20 protein-coding genes are annotated in these 14957 nt (G+C 64.8%); 11 read left to right on the forward strand and 9 right to left on the reverse strand.

Going from position 1 to position 14957, the window contains the following annotated elements:
* Positions 1 to 346 precede the first annotated feature (346 nt).
* Positions 347 to 931, forward strand: coding sequence for a hypothetical protein (locus tag IEY55_RS27255; protein WP_189061428.1), 585 nt, complete (start codon positions 347 to 349; stop codon positions 929 to 931).
* 290 nt (positions 932 to 1221) lie between these two features.
* Here IEY55_RS27255 and IEY55_RS27260 read toward each other — a convergent pair whose 3' ends face one another.
* From IEY55_RS27260 to IEY55_RS27300, 9 genes are all read right to left on the reverse strand, one after another.
* Positions 1222 to 1668, reverse strand: coding sequence for an Imm1 family immunity protein (locus IEY55_RS27260; RefSeq protein ID WP_189061429.1), 447 nt, complete (start codon positions 1666 to 1668; stop codon positions 1222 to 1224).
* Positions 1665 to 2237 carry a DddA-like double-stranded DNA deaminase toxin gene (locus IEY55_RS27265; protein WP_308424790.1) on the reverse strand — a complete coding sequence of 191 codons (573 nt, stop codon included), beginning with the start codon at positions 2235 to 2237 and terminating at the stop codon, positions 1665 to 1667. Before IEY55_RS27265 ends, IEY55_RS27260 begins: the two co-directional genes overlap by 4 nt.
* Positions 2134 to 2400, reverse strand: coding sequence for a hypothetical protein (locus IEY55_RS27270; protein ID WP_189061431.1), 267 nt, complete (start codon positions 2398 to 2400; stop codon positions 2134 to 2136). Before IEY55_RS27270 ends, IEY55_RS27265 begins: the two co-directional genes overlap by 104 nt.
* A 53-nt stretch (positions 2401 to 2453) precedes the next feature.
* Entirely contained in the window at positions 2454 to 3020 is a 567-nt protein-coding gene (locus IEY55_RS27275; RefSeq protein WP_189061432.1) for a deoxynucleotide monophosphate kinase family protein, read from the reverse strand.
* Between the two features lie 84 nt (positions 3021 to 3104).
* The gene (locus tag IEY55_RS27280) at positions 3105 to 3926 is read right to left on the reverse strand and encodes a hypothetical protein (RefSeq protein WP_189061433.1); all 822 of its coding nucleotides are present in this window, start codon (positions 3924 to 3926) and stop codon (positions 3105 to 3107) included.
* Positions 3923 to 5131: a RuBisCO large subunit C-terminal-like domain-containing protein gene (locus tag IEY55_RS27285; RefSeq protein WP_229686807.1), complete on the reverse strand. Its 1209-nt coding sequence runs from the start codon at positions 5129 to 5131 to the stop codon at positions 3923 to 3925. The genes IEY55_RS27280 and IEY55_RS27285 overlap by 4 nt, the downstream gene beginning before the upstream one ends.
* Positions 5131 to 5775 carry a KpsF/GutQ family sugar-phosphate isomerase gene (locus IEY55_RS27290; RefSeq protein ID WP_189061435.1) on the reverse strand — a complete coding sequence of 215 codons (645 nt, stop codon included), beginning with the start codon at positions 5773 to 5775 and terminating at the stop codon, positions 5131 to 5133. The genes IEY55_RS27285 and IEY55_RS27290 overlap by 1 nt, the downstream gene beginning before the upstream one ends.
* Positions 5776 to 5793: 18 nt before the next feature.
* Positions 5794 to 6057 carry an HC3 family zinc finger protein gene (locus tag IEY55_RS27295; protein WP_189061436.1) on the reverse strand — a complete coding sequence of 88 codons (264 nt, stop codon included), beginning with the start codon at positions 6055 to 6057 and terminating at the stop codon, positions 5794 to 5796.
* Positions 6058 to 6151: 94 nt separating this feature from the next.
* Positions 6152 to 6415, reverse strand: coding sequence for a hypothetical protein (locus IEY55_RS27300; protein ID WP_189061437.1), 264 nt, complete (start codon positions 6413 to 6415; stop codon positions 6152 to 6154).
* Positions 6416 to 6716: 301 nt separating this feature from the next.
* On the opposite strand from IEY55_RS27300, the gene IEY55_RS32835 reads away from it, so the two are divergent.
* From IEY55_RS32835 to IEY55_RS27350, 10 genes are all read left to right on the forward strand, one after another.
* Positions 6717 to 8465: an ElyC/SanA/YdcF family protein gene (locus tag IEY55_RS32835; RefSeq protein WP_189061438.1), complete on the forward strand. Its 1749-nt coding sequence runs from the start codon at positions 6717 to 6719 to the stop codon at positions 8463 to 8465.
* Positions 8466 to 8475: 10 nt separating this feature from the next.
* Positions 8476 to 9312 (forward strand): WbqC family protein, encoded by an 837-nt coding sequence (locus tag IEY55_RS27310; RefSeq protein WP_229686805.1) that lies wholly within the window; start codon positions 8476 to 8478, stop codon positions 9310 to 9312.
* Positions 9313 to 10259: 947 nt separating this feature from the next.
* Positions 10260 to 10907: a hypothetical protein gene (locus IEY55_RS27315; RefSeq protein ID WP_189061440.1), complete on the forward strand. Its 648-nt coding sequence runs from the start codon at positions 10260 to 10262 to the stop codon at positions 10905 to 10907.
* A gap of 12 nt (positions 10908 to 10919) precedes the next feature.
* The gene (locus IEY55_RS27320; RefSeq protein WP_189061441.1) at positions 10920 to 11219 is read left to right on the forward strand and encodes a hypothetical protein; all 300 of its coding nucleotides are present in this window, start codon (positions 10920 to 10922) and stop codon (positions 11217 to 11219) included.
* 118 nt (positions 11220 to 11337) lie between these two features.
* Positions 11338 to 11886: an antirestriction protein ArdA gene (locus IEY55_RS27325; RefSeq protein ID WP_189061442.1), complete on the forward strand. Its 549-nt coding sequence runs from the start codon at positions 11338 to 11340 to the stop codon at positions 11884 to 11886.
* A 175-nt stretch (positions 11887 to 12061) separates the two neighbouring features.
* Positions 12062 to 12298: a hypothetical protein gene (locus tag IEY55_RS27330; RefSeq protein ID WP_189061443.1), complete on the forward strand. Its 237-nt coding sequence runs from the start codon at positions 12062 to 12064 to the stop codon at positions 12296 to 12298.
* Entirely contained in the window at positions 12298 to 12546 is a 249-nt protein-coding gene (locus IEY55_RS27335) for a hypothetical protein (RefSeq protein ID WP_189061444.1), read from the forward strand. The genes IEY55_RS27330 and IEY55_RS27335 overlap by 1 nt, the downstream gene beginning before the upstream one ends.
* Before the next feature lie 382 nt (positions 12547 to 12928).
* On the forward strand, positions 12929 to 13177 hold the full coding sequence (locus IEY55_RS33115) for an HNH endonuclease (RefSeq protein ID WP_373290068.1): 249 nt from the start codon (positions 12929 to 12931) through the stop codon (positions 13175 to 13177).
* Positions 13178 to 13567: 390 nt separating this feature from the next.
* Positions 13568 to 14017, forward strand: coding sequence for a phage terminase small subunit P27 family (locus tag IEY55_RS27345; protein ID WP_189061446.1), 450 nt, complete (start codon positions 13568 to 13570; stop codon positions 14015 to 14017).
* On the forward strand, positions 14014 to 14904 hold the full coding sequence (locus IEY55_RS27350) for a phosphoadenosine phosphosulfate reductase domain-containing protein (protein ID WP_189061447.1): 891 nt from the start codon (positions 14014 to 14016) through the stop codon (positions 14902 to 14904). Before IEY55_RS27345 ends, IEY55_RS27350 begins: the two co-directional genes overlap by 4 nt.
* Positions 14905 to 14957: the final 53 nt, after the last annotated feature.

A 14957-nucleotide genomic window follows, 5' to 3' on the forward strand; every position in this document is an offset into this window, starting at 1 on the left:
CCATCGGCAAGCGACTCGTGGTCCACCAGCTCTACGACCACCACTCCAACCTGTCGATCTCCACGACGCCACTTCTCGTTTTCGACTGCTGGGAGCAGCACTGCAAGTTTTCACAAACCCGTTCCAGCTACGCCCTGGCCGCCTGACCAGCAAAAACAAGCTCCACCAGCCTTACCTGTGAGCCTCGGCACACTCCTCATGTCCCCTCACTCCCGCAGATGCGCCCTTAGCCCCAGCCTCAGATCAACAGGCGAGCAAGCACGTCACGCTGCACACTTGCGTGAACGCAGGTTGAGCAAGAAGGCGCGCGATGAGTCAAAAACTTGACCAAGGTGAGCTTCGCTCCATGGCCGCAATGTGGGCATCCATTGTCTGCCTTCAAGCGACACGCCTCGAAGATGCCCTCGATCGTTTCCACGAGGCATGGACGGACGACCAGTTCCGCAAGGACATTGAAGACGCGGGGAGCCCTGCCGAGTGGGCTGATGTCGCTGCCAACTCGTACACCGAGTCATTAACCCCGGAAGATATAACAACGCTGGCTGCCGACAAGTACTTCTTTCTACTCGCCGCCCGCCAACTACTCAAGTTTATCGACCTACTCCCCAGAGACAACCTCCCACGTTTCAAGGACGCGAAACTAATGCGACTCTTGCGAGACCTGGAGGACCACTGGGAAAACCCGGGAGGAAAAGCCGCTAGAGAGCTTCGAAAAAGCATACCAGACATCGCCCCTGGTCGAATTGAGTACACCAAGAAGGATATCTCGTTCGAGGGAGTATCACTACTCAACATACTTCGTTGGGCAGAGAGCGTCGACGAGAAGGTTCGGGAGATAGCGACCGCGAAGGGTACACCGATACCCGGTGATATATGCCGCTCGGGAGGATCTCGTAACCTATTCCACCGCCTACGGGAATCTGGGGGTTAAGAATCCTAGAAGACAGGACCGGCCCAGTCCTGTTACTGCACCCAGCGGGGGTGGCGTGGCCGGTCTCCATAAACTCGTGGATGGGCCACCAGACAGAATTGGGCGGGGGCGTGCCAACATGGCGAAACGCGGCTCGTAGACCGCCCTCGTCACTTTCCGACCTCGCCTCGACTCAATACAGAACGATCACCAAACTTTGCTGGCTGCCGACACTTAAGCAGACACCGAAGCGACCTGATGATCTAAGCCCGGTTCTCCCTACTAATTAGCGGGCAAGCTCGTCATCGTCGTCACCAGGAGTCTGCCGGTTGCCAGTTCACGCACTCGGGTCGTGCCCCGCCACGTTGGTGGAACTCGTGTACGGCGGCTCGGAGTTGGTCGAGGGTGATGGCGGAGTTGGTCGGGAACGGGGTGGCGGAGTCGATGTCACGGTAGAGGGTGGGAGCACCCTCGGGTGCCGGCTCGGACAGTGTCACCGAAGGCCCGTCGAAGTCGGGGCCGAAGTAGGCCAGGGCGGCGACCTTGGCATCAGGGTTGATATCGAACTTCAGGCCGTGCCCAGGCATGTCGTTCCACTTCGGTCCTTCGACCACGTAGGCGGTGGGGTTGTGGTTGAACGTCGCAGCAGCGGCGATGATCCGGTCGATCGCCGTGTCGACCTCCTCGGCGGTGCGTGCGGTCATCGGCAGGACGTCCTCGACCTCGGATTGCAGGTAGAGCTCCAGCGTGAATGTCATGACTGTGGCTTTCCTCGGTAGGTGTGGGTGCCGGTGCTGTCGTGAATGACCAGAGTCTGCCCGGGGAGCAGAACCTTGGGCAGTAGCTCATGGCAACCCCAACGTTCACGGTCGATCTTGTTGTTGATGGCCAGCTCGGCATACGGGGTGTTGCTGGACCGCATCCGGTAAGCCACCTTGAGCTCGACGTGTGTCGCACCACCGGGGTTCGTCATCTGTGGTGGAACCAGACCTCGTTCGACCATGAACTTCGCCAGCTCGCGATCGAGTCCGTCATCCTCCGCTCCCGAACGGACGGGGTGGTCGACCCCGTCGGGATCGATGTAGCGGCCGTGGGTGGGGCCTTTGCCGCCGACACGCACCGGGAGGGCGGCTCGGGCCCGCTCACCCCAGCCTGGATCGACGGGTGGTCGTGCCCGCGTCGGCGTCGGCCGCGCTCTCGGGGTGTGGCTGGGTGGACCGCTACTAGCGAAATCCACCGCCGCCCATGGCGGCCTGGAGGTGGGCGATGCGTTGGTCGAGTTCCTGGGCGAGTTGGGCGCAGCCCTGCAGAGCAGTCTCGAACCCACCGCGGGTGTGTTCCAGCAGACCGCCGAGGTTGTCGGCGACGCCGGCCTGCGCTAACCGGCCCATGGCCTCTTCCATGACCTGTAAGCTTTGCTGCGCCATGCCTTGGGGGAGGGCTTCCTTGGCGGCGAGAAGGTGTTCGAGAGCTTCCTGCATCGTGCTCACGGCGGTTCACCTTTCGTGTGGCTGGGATCTGCTGGTGGCCGCCGGGCAGGTGATCAGGCGTGTTCGTGTTGGGCGATGAGCTGATCGACCTGGGCGGTCAGGGCAGTGACCGTGGTGTTGGTGAGTTCGACGTCGCAGTCGATGGTGTGGTGGGTGGTTTCGGAGGAGTGGGCGTCGTCGGAGCGGTGCCCGGGGCGGGTGATGCGGACCAGCAGGTAGCCGTGGGTGCGGAAGGCGTCGGCTTCGTTGGGATAGCGCACGTCCGACACCACGACTGGCTGCCCTGCGGCGTGGTGTTTCTCCGCGGTCCTGATGGCGATCCGTACCCAGGCGTCGGGGTCGATCAGGGCGCGGACCACGTCGGTGCCCAGCACCTGCATGAGCCGGCGGGCCTCCGGCACCAGAGTTTTGACCTCCTCCCAGCCGTGGGCGGCGACGAGTTCGGCGAGCCGGCCGACCTCGCCCGTGGTGGTGGCGACGAGGGGGTTGATGATCAGGAGTGCGTCGCGGACGGGATCGGCGAGCGCGACCCGGACATAGCCGTACCGGGTGAGTAGATGTTGGGCGACGGTGTCCTTGCCGCTCCGGGCGGAGCCGACCAGGGCGATGTGCGGGAGCACGCGGAGGTCCTTCTCGTGTGCGGGGGCTGACCAGCCTGTTTGCGGCGAGCCTAGGCAGGCTGGTCGGCCTCCACACCGAGAGGGTTAGCTCCTTGTTGTTCGGTAGTCCAGCTCGATCGGTGGGGCATCGAGGTGGGCGGGGACGGCGCCACGGACGGTCTCGACCGCGCTGATCGCGTTGAGGAGGTAGCCGCGGGCGCCGTCAAGGTCCGTGCTGTTCACCGTCAGGGTCCAGGCGCTGCGGACGCGCACGGCCGCCTCGACGTGTTCGGCGAAGCTGGCGGGGAGGGGCAGGGTCACGGCGAGGCGGGCTGTCTCCGCCAGCGGGCAGGCGACCGTCCCGCAGAGCGTGGCGTTGGCATAACGGCAGGCGTGCAGCGTGTAGGCGGTGGCTTGCTGGAGCAGCAACCGCACCGACTCGGTGGTGACGGTGGTGATGGCGGTCGGGTTGATCGCCAGACGACGCAGTCGGCGCAGGTAGTAGTCCAGGCGGTCAACGCTGATCAACCGCTCCGCCCGGCGTACGTGGGTCGCGAGCGTGATCTGATCGAGAACTTCAGGACCGCCCGCCAGCACTTCGCCCTCCTTCAGCGCGAAGCGGCGCACAAAGTCGTAGCTGCCGATCGGCGGGTAGGAGCGAGGGAACTCGTAGGAGCGAATGGGCCGCAGGTTCAGCACGTAAGGCTGGTTGTCGACGACCTTGGCCACACTGGTACGCAGCAGGTTCAGCACATCCGGCGATGGTCTGTCGGGAAAGACCCACTCCAGGTCGATGTCGGAGTACCCCGGGACGTACTCCCGGTTGGCCAGGCTGCCCAGCAGAATCACGGTGCCGTCAACCTGGTCGTGGATCAGTCGAGCGAGATCACTGATCCAGGCACGGGCCTCAATCATGGTGTGGTTCATCGGGTCATCACCCGCTTCTCGGTCCAGTCAGCCAGTAGGGACTCCTCGATGCCCCACTGGCCACGGACCGCGCGGGCGAACGCAGTGGCGGCGGAAGTGATCCCGACGGGCGGCAGCCAGATGGCGCCGCAGGCCATGTGCATCAACGGCCCGTCACCGAGGGCGTCGCGCGTGCGAAGACGTGAGGAGACGCTGGCGCGGGTCGAGATTGGCACGGTGGGGTGGGGGATGCCACCGATCGGCGTGACGAGGGCCTGGAACGCCTCCCGGATCTCCTCGGGTGCGGAGGCACCGACTGGGGTGCCGATGTGGTACAGGTCCGCTCCCGCGAGACGGGCCAGCAGGGAGAGCAGCGGCAAGGTGATGCCGTGTTCGCTGCGGGGAAGGAAGAGATCGCCCATCGCGCGGTGGACATGGATGGGGACCCCGATGTCCGCGCGGGCCAGTTCATGCAGGACAGGTAGACCCGCGATGAATCCGTTGACCATGACTGCGCTCGCTCCGGCATCCACAGCCCGGTGCGCGTTGTCGACGATCGAGGTGACCGGGGAGGTGATGTTGACCGCGTACAGGGTCGGCCGGTCCCCGATCGCCTCCTGGGCCAGCCGAATGCGCTTCTCAAATTCTCCGTCGACAGGGCACATGTTCAGCTCGTCGTCTTTGACGAAGTCGATGCCGCAGTCAGCCAGGCGCCCCACCAGATCCGCGATCTCCTCCGGACTCATGCCCAGGTTCGGCTTGAGGATCACCCCCGACAGGTCCTGACGGTCATGACCCAGCAGCCGGGCGAGGCCGGGCCAGCCACAGCGCGGGCCACCCAACGACTCCGCCACCGCCGGGGCGAGCGTGGTGCCCAGTGCGGTGGCCCGGCGGATGCAGCGCAGGCCGAAGATGTCCCCGGCGAACACCGTGAGCCAGGCCGCCATGGCGTTGCCGGCGCGCAGCAGGGTCTCCTCTGGCACGGCAAGGTCGACGATGGCCCACTCGCCGTCGTCGTCGGTGCCCTGGTCGATGACCTCGAAGCTGGCTCCCACCCGGTCGCGGTAGCTTCGGATGCGGTCGGAACCGGGAAGAATCCGCAGGGTCGTCGCACCCGCGAGCGAGCAGATGCCCACACCCGCCTCCTCGGCCACCAGTTCCAGAGCAGTGCGGAGGCCGTAGTCGGGGTGGGGCCTGACCCAATAGCGCGTCACCACAGAGTTCATCACGGGCTTTCCTCCTTGTTTGGGCTGGGCACCGGCCGAGTACCGACCGCCCCGGCCGGGTGGGAGTGGAGAACGTGGTCCCACGGGTAGCGGCGCAGCTTCATCAATGCCCATGCGAGGGCGTCACCCCAGGCAGCGGCGACGAGGCTGGATCCCATTGCCAGCACGCCGCCGGGATCGGCCCCGGCGGTCGCGGGAAGCGCGATCACCAGGTCGGCTTGGGCGGCCAGCGGGCTGTCCGGGGCCGAGGTCAACGCCACCACGCTCGCACCCCGCTCCTTGGCCCTGGCCGCGAAGATGTTCAGCTCCACGGTCTGGCCGCCCTTGGAGACAGCGAGCACCACGTCGCCGTTGGTGACCGCACCCAGCCCGCCGTGCAAGGCGTCACCGGGGTGGACAAACAGGGTCGGAGTGCCGGCGGTGGACAGCAGGTGTGCGCACCGTCGAGCGATGAACCCGGAGGTACCGGAGCCGGCGGTGATCACCCGGCCTGGCGCACGGAGAACAAGGTCGAGAGCGGCAAGAAACCGCTCGTCGAGGGTGACGGAGGCGATGGCTTCCGCTTCACGCCAGATGACCTGGCCAGCGTCAGCGAGAACCGACCTCCGCCCGTCAACGTCTGTGTCACTTCTCGAATTGGCCACAGCGACGTCCTTGTCAGGTCAAGTGCCGAAACTTGGCAGCGAGATCTCGATCGGGCGCAGCCGGTCTAGTTGGGCTTGTTCTGCCCTGGCCTGCGCGGCGACATGGCAGGCATCGCACTCCGGCCACAGCCACTCCTCCGACTGCGGCGGGTACCAGCGAACGATCAGCGGTACCTGGCACAGGCTCGTCACCGCCACCCCCTCAACGCGCGGGCTGCCGGGATAGGCGTGACGGCGACCGTCGTGCGGCTGCCACGACAGTGGGATCAGATCCAGGCTCACCGTTGACCGCCTCCGTCTCGGTGCGGGCCGTCCGCGAAGTCCCAGAGCGCCCACAACACCAGCAGTAGTGCCACGGCGAGGATGAGCAGGGACGTCACCGTCGCCTCCCATCGATCCGCTTCCAGCACAGCAGGTGGTCGTCCAACCGCATCACCCGGCGGATCGCGCCGGAACGGCCGACCTCTCTGCGCCGCCGGTGCCGACCGACCCGAGGGAGAACCACCGTGCACTCGACGTCCCTTTCCTGCTGGGTAGGCGTGAACCAGAACGAGGTCTCAACTACCGCCGACACGAGCAACCCCTCCGACTGGTGGAAGGCGGTGGCGCCGAGGCTGTGGACGACGTCGGAGGAGCGCACCCGACGCCACCGCCGCTTTCAGGGGACGGTGAGACCAGGTGAAGGACCAGAGACCTGGCCCCACCGCCCCGTGGTGTCAGGTCGGTCCTCGAACGCCCTTCGGGGTGGGCGGAGAACCAAACCCGACGTGGTTGTAGTCACGCACTGACGGTGAGTAAGCACAGTCGCTCACGAGGCCAGACTCCAGAGCGGGGCTCTGCGCACTTTCCATGCACAAACCTGGCACTGCCGGCCTTGAACTGGGGGAACCACGCTCCGCTACTGTTCGGCCACTCGCACTTTCGTGGGGAGGATGGTGTGTATGGCGCGGCGAGCAGGTCTCATCCACGCCCGCAAGACAGCCGGATACACACAGGAGAAGTTCGCAGCAGCACTGGAGGTCGCGGCCTCCACCGTGGTCCGGTGGGAAAGCGGCAACCACGAGCCGCAGCCCCACCTCCGTCCGAAGATGGCCAAGCTGCTGGGCGTCACTCTGGACGAACTGATCGAGCTGCTGTACGGCTCACCAGCAAGTACGGCAGGCAGCCGAGACTCACTTCCCCTGCTTGCCACCGGCAGCATGGACTATGAAACCTGGGAAGAAGATCTAGACCGCGTCCTAATGTGCTTGAGCCGTCAGGCTTTTCCTCTGGGAATGAAGTTGGCCAACCGGTGGCTCGCTCAGTGCGACCCGCAATCCTTGGACCACCACGGGTTGTACCTCTACGGCCGTTCCCTCGTCCTGCTCGGGCATCTCCGGTCCGACCAGGGAATCCTTCGCGGTCCACGGTCCGCGCAAGCCGACTACGGGCGAGCCCTTCAGGTGTTCACCCAACTTCAGAACCAGCGCCGCGTTGCCCAAGTGCAGCTCCTTCTCGCGGTGGTCATCGAGATGTCCGGCCATCTCTACGACGCAGCCCGCCGGTACCGAATGCTCGCGGACGATCCGCGGTTAAGCCCTCGCGACCGGGCGCGAGCCCAGCTCTGGGTCGGTACCGCCTTGAGCAAAGCTGGCGCGAACGACGAGGCCGTGCCAATGATGACCTCCGCGCTCGGTAAATTCGTCCGCCTGGATGAAGCCGAGGACTGGTCCCTGGCACACCAGAAGCTAGCCTTGGCGCACCGGGGTCTCGGCGATCTCACCCGAGCCACCCAATACATGGACGTCGCCTTGGACCACCCCTGCGGCGACTCGCCGATGCAGCAGGTCCGACGAGACACCGCTCACGCGCACCTATTGCTCAGCGACCCTGCAACCCGTGATGAAGGGTTCACGACTCTGGAACGTTCGCTCCAGTTGGCGGAGCAGCATGGCCTCATGCACCAGGCCGCAAGCATCATCAGCATCAGGCAGTCCGCCGAACAGGAAGACCAACGCCGAGGAACAAGGAGCATCTTCGTGGCACCCAGCGTGGACAACGTCGTCACCGACGCCCACCGCCGTGACGCTGAACTCATCTGGTCCTACCACCAAGTGGGGCACGAGCTGCGTCCCTGCTCTGCGGCCATCGCCCTGGGCTGCTACGACCTCGGCGTTGCCGCGCACGCCGCCAGGCTCTACCACGAGGGCATGTTCCCCGTGGTGGTGTTCACTGGCGCGAACAGCGTGGTCAGCGCCAACCGTTTCCCGCAAGGAGAAGCCTCCGCGTTCAAGGAGCGGGCGCTGGAGCTGGGTGTGCCGGAGGCCGCGATCTTCACCGAACCGAGCGCTACCAACACCGGCCAGAACATTGAGCTGTCCCGGAAGGTGCTCCAAGAGGCCGGGATCGCGGCCGATTCCGTCATGTTGATCACCATGAGGTACATGGAGCGCCGGGCCTACGCCACCTGCGCCAAACGGTGGCCCGAGGTTTCCATCATCTGCGCCTCGGCGCCACTCAGCTACCAGGAGTACGTGGCGACAATCGGGAACGAAAAGCTAGTGATCGACGATCTCGTTGGAGATCTCCAGCGTATCCTGGAATACCCGAAGATCGGTTACGCCATCCCCCAGGATGTCCCGGTTGGCGTGCAGGCCGCCTACGAACGGTTGGTGCACGCCGGGTTCGATTCCCGCCTCCTCACATCGTAAAGGAACCTCCGTGGGCGGCACGGTCGCAATCCATCAGCCCAACGTGTTCCCCCGATTATCGACTCTGGCCAAGCTGTACGCGGCCGACCGGTGGATCGTTCTCGACGACGTGCAGTTCGCACGGCGGGACTACCAGCACCGTGCCCGGCTGGCGATGCTGGACGACCCACACCGGCAGCAGTGGCTGTCGGTGGCCACGCACCTGCCTCGTGGTCGCTCAACGTTGATCCGCGACGCCCAACTTGCCGAACCGGTACAGTGCCGGCGCCGTGTGGCGGGTCTCGTCCGGCAGTTCTACGGCCGGAGCCGACGCTGGAAAGCCGTGCAGGACGTCCTCGCCCCTGTCCTCGAACGCTTCACCACCACAGACCGCACGGCCGACATCGCCGAGGTCTCGGTTCGCGCCCTACTTTCGTCAGTGAGATGGAGCGGGGAAGTTCTGCACAGCAGTGTTCTCCCCTCCCGTCCAGGCCGGTCGCAACGTCTGGCCAGCCTTGCTGCCGTCACTGGAAGCACGACTTACCTGTGCGGCACTGGCGGACTCCGCTACCTGGAGACCGAACCTTTCGCTACGCACCGCGTGGCGGTGATGCCCTTCCACCTGCCCGACGCCTCGTCCGCCAGTGTGTGGCGGTTCGCGCGCGAGGTCAGCGCGCTATGGGCGCTAGCACTCCTCGGCCCAGAAGAGCTCGCCGCGGAACTCGGCCGACTCCGAGCATCCCACGAGCCGGCCACATGCCCGGGTGTGATCGCAAAGCGGGACAGCCTCGCGGACCCGATATGGGGGTCCAACCCGGTAAGGGGATCTTCCCGGTATGAGGGGGTCCCGGAAACGAGGGGGTCCTGAAAACCAGGGGGTTCTGAAAATGGCTGGTCTCGGTGTCGCCGAGGATGGGCGGCGCGAGGTTCAGGAAGCCGGCGGCGAGTCGCCGCTTTGTAGGGTCTCTACAGATTGTCACTTCATCGGTGACGCGGACCATGTTTTCGAGGTGTCGGGGCACCGGTGCAATGACAGAGTGATGGTCTTGAGTTTGTAGTTGGTTCCCCTACCTACATAGTAAGGACAGTAATCCAAAACCAGGTCCCAAGACCGTCACTTCGTCACCCGTCCTGGGTCGTGGCCGTCTCGCCGTCGACCGTCTCTGGGTCCTGCTGGCATCCGTCAACCTGCCCGCGCCGCGCCTTCCACGGAGTACGTTCACCTTCTTGCCCCGGCCTTACTCCTACAAGCCTGCCCACCATCCTGACCCCGCCCCTCGCCAACAGCGCCACGCCCTCGCCCCCGCACCTTGCCTCCGCCGGACCGACGGTCGGTGCCGCTTCCGCTGATCCGCCCCGCACTGTTGACGGAGCTTTCGTCGCAATTTGTTTTTCAACGATCCCGCACGCTACCACTCACGCGCATATGTAGGGGATTCGGTGAAGCCTCCCGCGTGCGCGCGCGGGGCTGACGAAAGGTTTTTGACTCTGGAAAGGATGTCACCTCAGCCCTCATGATTGCGAAACGCAACCTATATACATCTGGGCATGAGTACACGGTGAACCTGGACATTTCTGGCGGGTTTGGTCGGTTGCGCTGTTTCCGGGGCGCGGCCTAACGTTTGCCGCGTCGCTGATCGCAGCGACGAAACCGCGGAACGGGCGAACGTCCCGATGATGAACGTAGGCGGGTACTCGTTCTGAACGGCTGATAAATCCCGCGTCCTGGGATCGTCTACTGAATTCCTTTCCCCACTCGGCGTCTTCCGAACCCATGTTCGAAAGTAGGTCGAGGGCACCCACCGGAGGGTCTACATGGTTGACATAGCACGCTTTGACAAGTATTGCGGTCCGCTGGTCGACGCTGACGAGCTGGCGGAGGAATGGTACGACGCGTTGACCTTGCTTGCCGAGCGTCCCACGCGGGACCGCGATCCGGAAGCACGCGCGGAAGGTCTCGCCGGTGTCCTGTCCGCGGAGTGGCGCCACTGGTCCCATGCGGAGTGTCTGACGCGCCTTGACGGGTGGGAAACCGCCGTTGACGACTACGTGAGTGACACGGTGCGGGTCGACATTGTTGCTGTCGCCAAGCGGGTCACGGTTGAGACCGGTTGGAAGTGGCGTCGGTTGCGCACGGCGTTGCCCGGTGTGTATGCGGTGATCTCGGTGGGTCAGTACGCATCCCGTACTCGCGGGATCGTGTGGCTGTCCAATGATCCAGACCACGCCGAAGGTTTCCGGGAGCACGCGTTTTACCGGTGCCTCGATACGGCGGACGTGTCGTGCGCTGCCGTCGGGTGCGCGTCGTGCGACTGGGAACACGACACCGGCGAGAGCGGATCGTTTGACTGGGCGACCTTGACCCGTGACGAGTGTCTGGACGGGTGGCCGTGCGGCGACTCAATAGACGTACCGCACTGTCCGGAGTGCGGTTCTACCCGAATCGGGTTCACCGTCTACTGAGAGGAAAGCCGAGTGAGCGAGATAATTTGCACCGACTACGCCGTGACCTTGCAGCACGACAACGGCCTTATCACGATTACCACCGCTGCGACCAGTCGGGATATTGCCGTTCACATGATTCTCGCCTTCGAACGCGCGCCTAGGGCTGCGGTTGTTCGGGTTCAGCGTCGGCCGATCTGTGACTATTGCGACGTAATGGCTATGCGCATCGGTGACGGTGTGCCCTTGTGCGTGTTGCACGCCCGGGAGCACTACGCCCGTTGGCGACAGGACACGCGCAAGCTCGGCATTCGAAGCTTCGAAGAGGCGTAACCGCGTTACATCCGGGCCGTGATGGTCAGCCCCGGTCGACTGGGTCGGCCGGTTGCCCGGGGCTGGCCACCCTGGCCAGGGGTGTCCACTTTTCGTACTTGGTGATCTGGGAGAATTAATGGATACTCCCCAAATCTATGTCGCTTCGCTCGCCGATTACACGAACGGCTATTTGCACGGCGAGTGGATCGACGCTGACCAGGACGTAGACAGCATCCGATCGGATATCGAGAGGATGTTGAAGGCTTCCCGGTTCCGGGACGCAGAGGAGTATGCCATTCACGACGACGACGGCTTCTATGGCCTGTCGCTGGACGAATGGGAGAGCCTCGACCACGTCAGCGCGATCGCTCAGGGTATCGCCCGACATGGTGCCGCGTTCGCCGCATACGTGCATGTGTTGTCCGACAACGCGGGTGGTGTGTCCCGTATCGATCTCGACGACTTGAGCAAGTTCGAGGATCGGGCACGTGGCGAGTGGAACAGTTTTAGAGACTACGCGGAAGACCTCGCGCGAGAGTTTGGGTACTTCGAGGTCTTGGACAAACTGACTGATGTAACCAACTACTTCACCTTTGATGTTGACGCATTCGCTCGCGATTTGGAGATGGACACGCACTCCTGCGAGATCGCCGGCCGCGTGTACGTGTTCAATCTAAACGGCTGAGGGGAACCATGTACGTTCTTCCTGACTTTGGGGAGCAGTTGACCGTGTGGTGGTACGACGAATCCGGAGAGCATTGGATCACGGGCGCCGTGACCGTGGTGTGCCGCGATGCGGCCGACACTGCCAAGGCAACCGCTGTCCAACTCTCCCGCGTTGATCGCCGGAAACCGCGCGAGTGGAACCGGAGCGCGACGCGGTGAGGTTCCTAGCCTGGGAATGGTCCGGCCACAACGGCGAGCGGTACCAAGCGGTTTATCTGTTCGGTGAGTTGGTCCACATCTACATGACGGTCACGGGCGGAACGTGGCTGAAGTGGGATCAGGTCGAGGTCACGCGCGGCGGGAACGTCGCGGACGCGGTAAAGCGGTACGCCACAGAACATGGCTGCGGTGACGTGAGGGGAGCAAACTAGTGCCAGGATTCAAGGTCGAGTTTCGGACCGTGTCCGGTCCGCTTGCGGTAGACCACCCTGATTTCGACTCCTTGGAGAGTGCGTTCACCTGGGTGCGGTCCCAGCTTCCGCATCTGCCAGCGGAGGTCTACGCCGCACACATCAAGTGGGATGGTCAGCTCAACGATTGGTTGGCGACGGTCTACCGCAACGGTGACACGCTCACGATGGCTGACGTCGTAGCGAAGATCCTCCGCGACCCGCGGTAGGACCCAGCGACCCACAACGGAACAGCACGATCCGAGACCGACCCCCGGGCAAGCGCGCCCGGGGGTCTTCTCGTCTACCCGGATCGTTAGCAAGGCTCACGATTCCCCACCCTCCCCCATATCTCAGGTGAGAGCGGAAGACGCCCCGACTCGGCCGCTACGGCGCCGCGCTACGAAACAGCATCCCCAGGGAGGGTAGGTGGGTGTTGCTCGGCCCTGCCTGGGCTGTCAGCGGCCGACCCGTGTCGGGAGCCGTTGCCCCTCCTGCGCTCCCGCTATTGACCGGCCTCGCTACCGGCGGGCCGCTGCTGTTCGAGCGGATACCCCGGGCGACGGTGCCCGGGATTGCCTCCGGCGCGCACTCAATCGGGCAGGGACCGGGGTGTGCGCCCTATGCGGTAACGGGTTCTCCGCGACGGCCCTGGACGTCGACCACATCCGGCCATTAGCGGACGGCGGGACCGACACGGCCGACAACGTCCGCGCGTTGTGCCGCTCGTGTCATCGCGCGGTGACGACGGCCCAGGCTCGCGCACGGGCCGAGCGACGCCGTGCCAAGCGTGCCCGCCAGGGACGCGGCACGCTCCCCGGACGCACCGACGCGCACCGTTCCCGCTGGTCAGCGACGTGACGTTCGGCCTTCACACGTTGACCTCAAGATTGTGATACACGTCACTCTTGGTCACGTTCTGCACATAACACGGCATCGAGATATTGCATATGCACCCATGTGCGGTTGTGAAGTTCGAGCCGGGTGTCCTCCCTTCCCCGGGCCGCCGCCGGCAGATTCGTGCTGAGTGACGCCGGGTTTTCCGCGAGCCCTGAACATCGAACTTTTTTTTCTGACTCTCGTCACCCTGCGGTGACGTTCCGTGATCGCCCGCCGGTTGGCCTCCCGCAGCTTCCTGCCCTCCTCTCCAGGGCGCTGGTCCGGTCGCAGGCCACCGCGCGGGTCCCCCTGTCTGCCCCGAATCGCTTGGGAGTGCGCCGAGTTGACCTGATCCACCTGAGAGGACCCGCTGTGAGCCGAGCCAAGGCCCCAGAGAACCGGCTGGGACGGCCCCGCACGGCCAAGCAGCGCACCAACCCTCTCCCCGCCGCCTCCACTGGCTCGACGATCATCCCGGAACCGCCCGCCACCCTCGATATCACCGGGCGCGAGCTGTGGTCAGAGCTGTGGCGGCGGGGGGAGTCCGTCTACACCGCCACCGACGCGCTGACCATCGAGCGCTACTGCTCGCTGGCCGACCGGCGCGCCCTCTACCTCGCCTTGTTGCGCGAGGAGGGCCACGTGACCACCGGCTCCACCGGCCAGCTCGTGGCCCATCCCGCGGCCAAGCTGCTCGCTGACGTGGAGTCCCGAATGCTCGCGCTCGAAGACCGGCTCGGCCTCAACCCTGACTCCCGTATCCGGCTTGGCCTCGGTGCGGCCGAGCTGCGTTCTGAATTGGACGACTTTCTTTCTCAATGACTCGTGTGCGAGCTGATCTCGCCGCGCTCGAACAGTCGCTCTCCTGTCCTGCGGAGGACATCGCCTCGCTACCGCGTCCGGATCGCGAACACCGTGTCCGGAAGCTGATGGAGTGCGCGCACGTCATCGTGGATGACGCGCTCGATCACCACCTTGGTGGTAGGCACCTGGCGGGGGTGTGCGTGCTGTTCAGCGGCGGCAACGATTCCACCGTCCTGACCCACCTGATGCGCCAGCGGGCCACCCACGCCATTCACGCCAACACCGGCATCGGGATCGAGCAGACCCGGCAGTTCGTCCGGGACACCTGCCGCGCCTGGGGCCTGCCGCTGATCGAGAAGCGTCCGCCTACGGGCAGCAGGTATCGCGACCTGGTACTGGATCAGGGATTTCCCGGCCCGGCGCATCACTTCAAGATGTACCAGCGGCTCAAGGAACGCGGCCTGCGCCAGGCCCGCGCCGAGCTGGTGGACAACGGGCGCCGACAGCGCGTGGTCTTCCTCGCAGGTCGCCGCCGGGAGGAGTCCCGGCGACGCCAGGAGATCCCGTTGCACGAGCGGGAAGGCTCGGTGATTTGGGCCTCGCCGTTGGCGCTGTGGACCAAGGTGGATCTCAACACCTACCGCCGCATGTTCGAGGTTCCCACCAACCCGGTGGCTGACCTGCTGCACATGAGTGGTGAGTGTCTGTGCGGGGCCTTCGCCAAACCCGGCGAGCTGGACGAGATCCGATTCTGGTTCCCCGACGTGGCCGCCGAGATCGAGAACCTGGCAGCGGAGGCACGGCAGTCCGGGGTGCCACCAGAACGCTGTCGGTGGGGCTGGGGCGCTTCCCGTAACCGGCGACGCGTCCGCTCCGGGCCGCTGTGCCAAACCTGCGCAGGGTGACACCTTTGCGGTTCCGCCCGTGAGGTCCGGGAGCGCGAATCCTTCGCGCTGAG

Source organism: Longimycelium tulufanense (assembly GCF_014645795.1).
Taxonomy (GTDB): Bacteria; Actinomycetota; Actinomycetes; order Mycobacteriales; family Pseudonocardiaceae; genus Longimycelium; species Longimycelium tulufanense.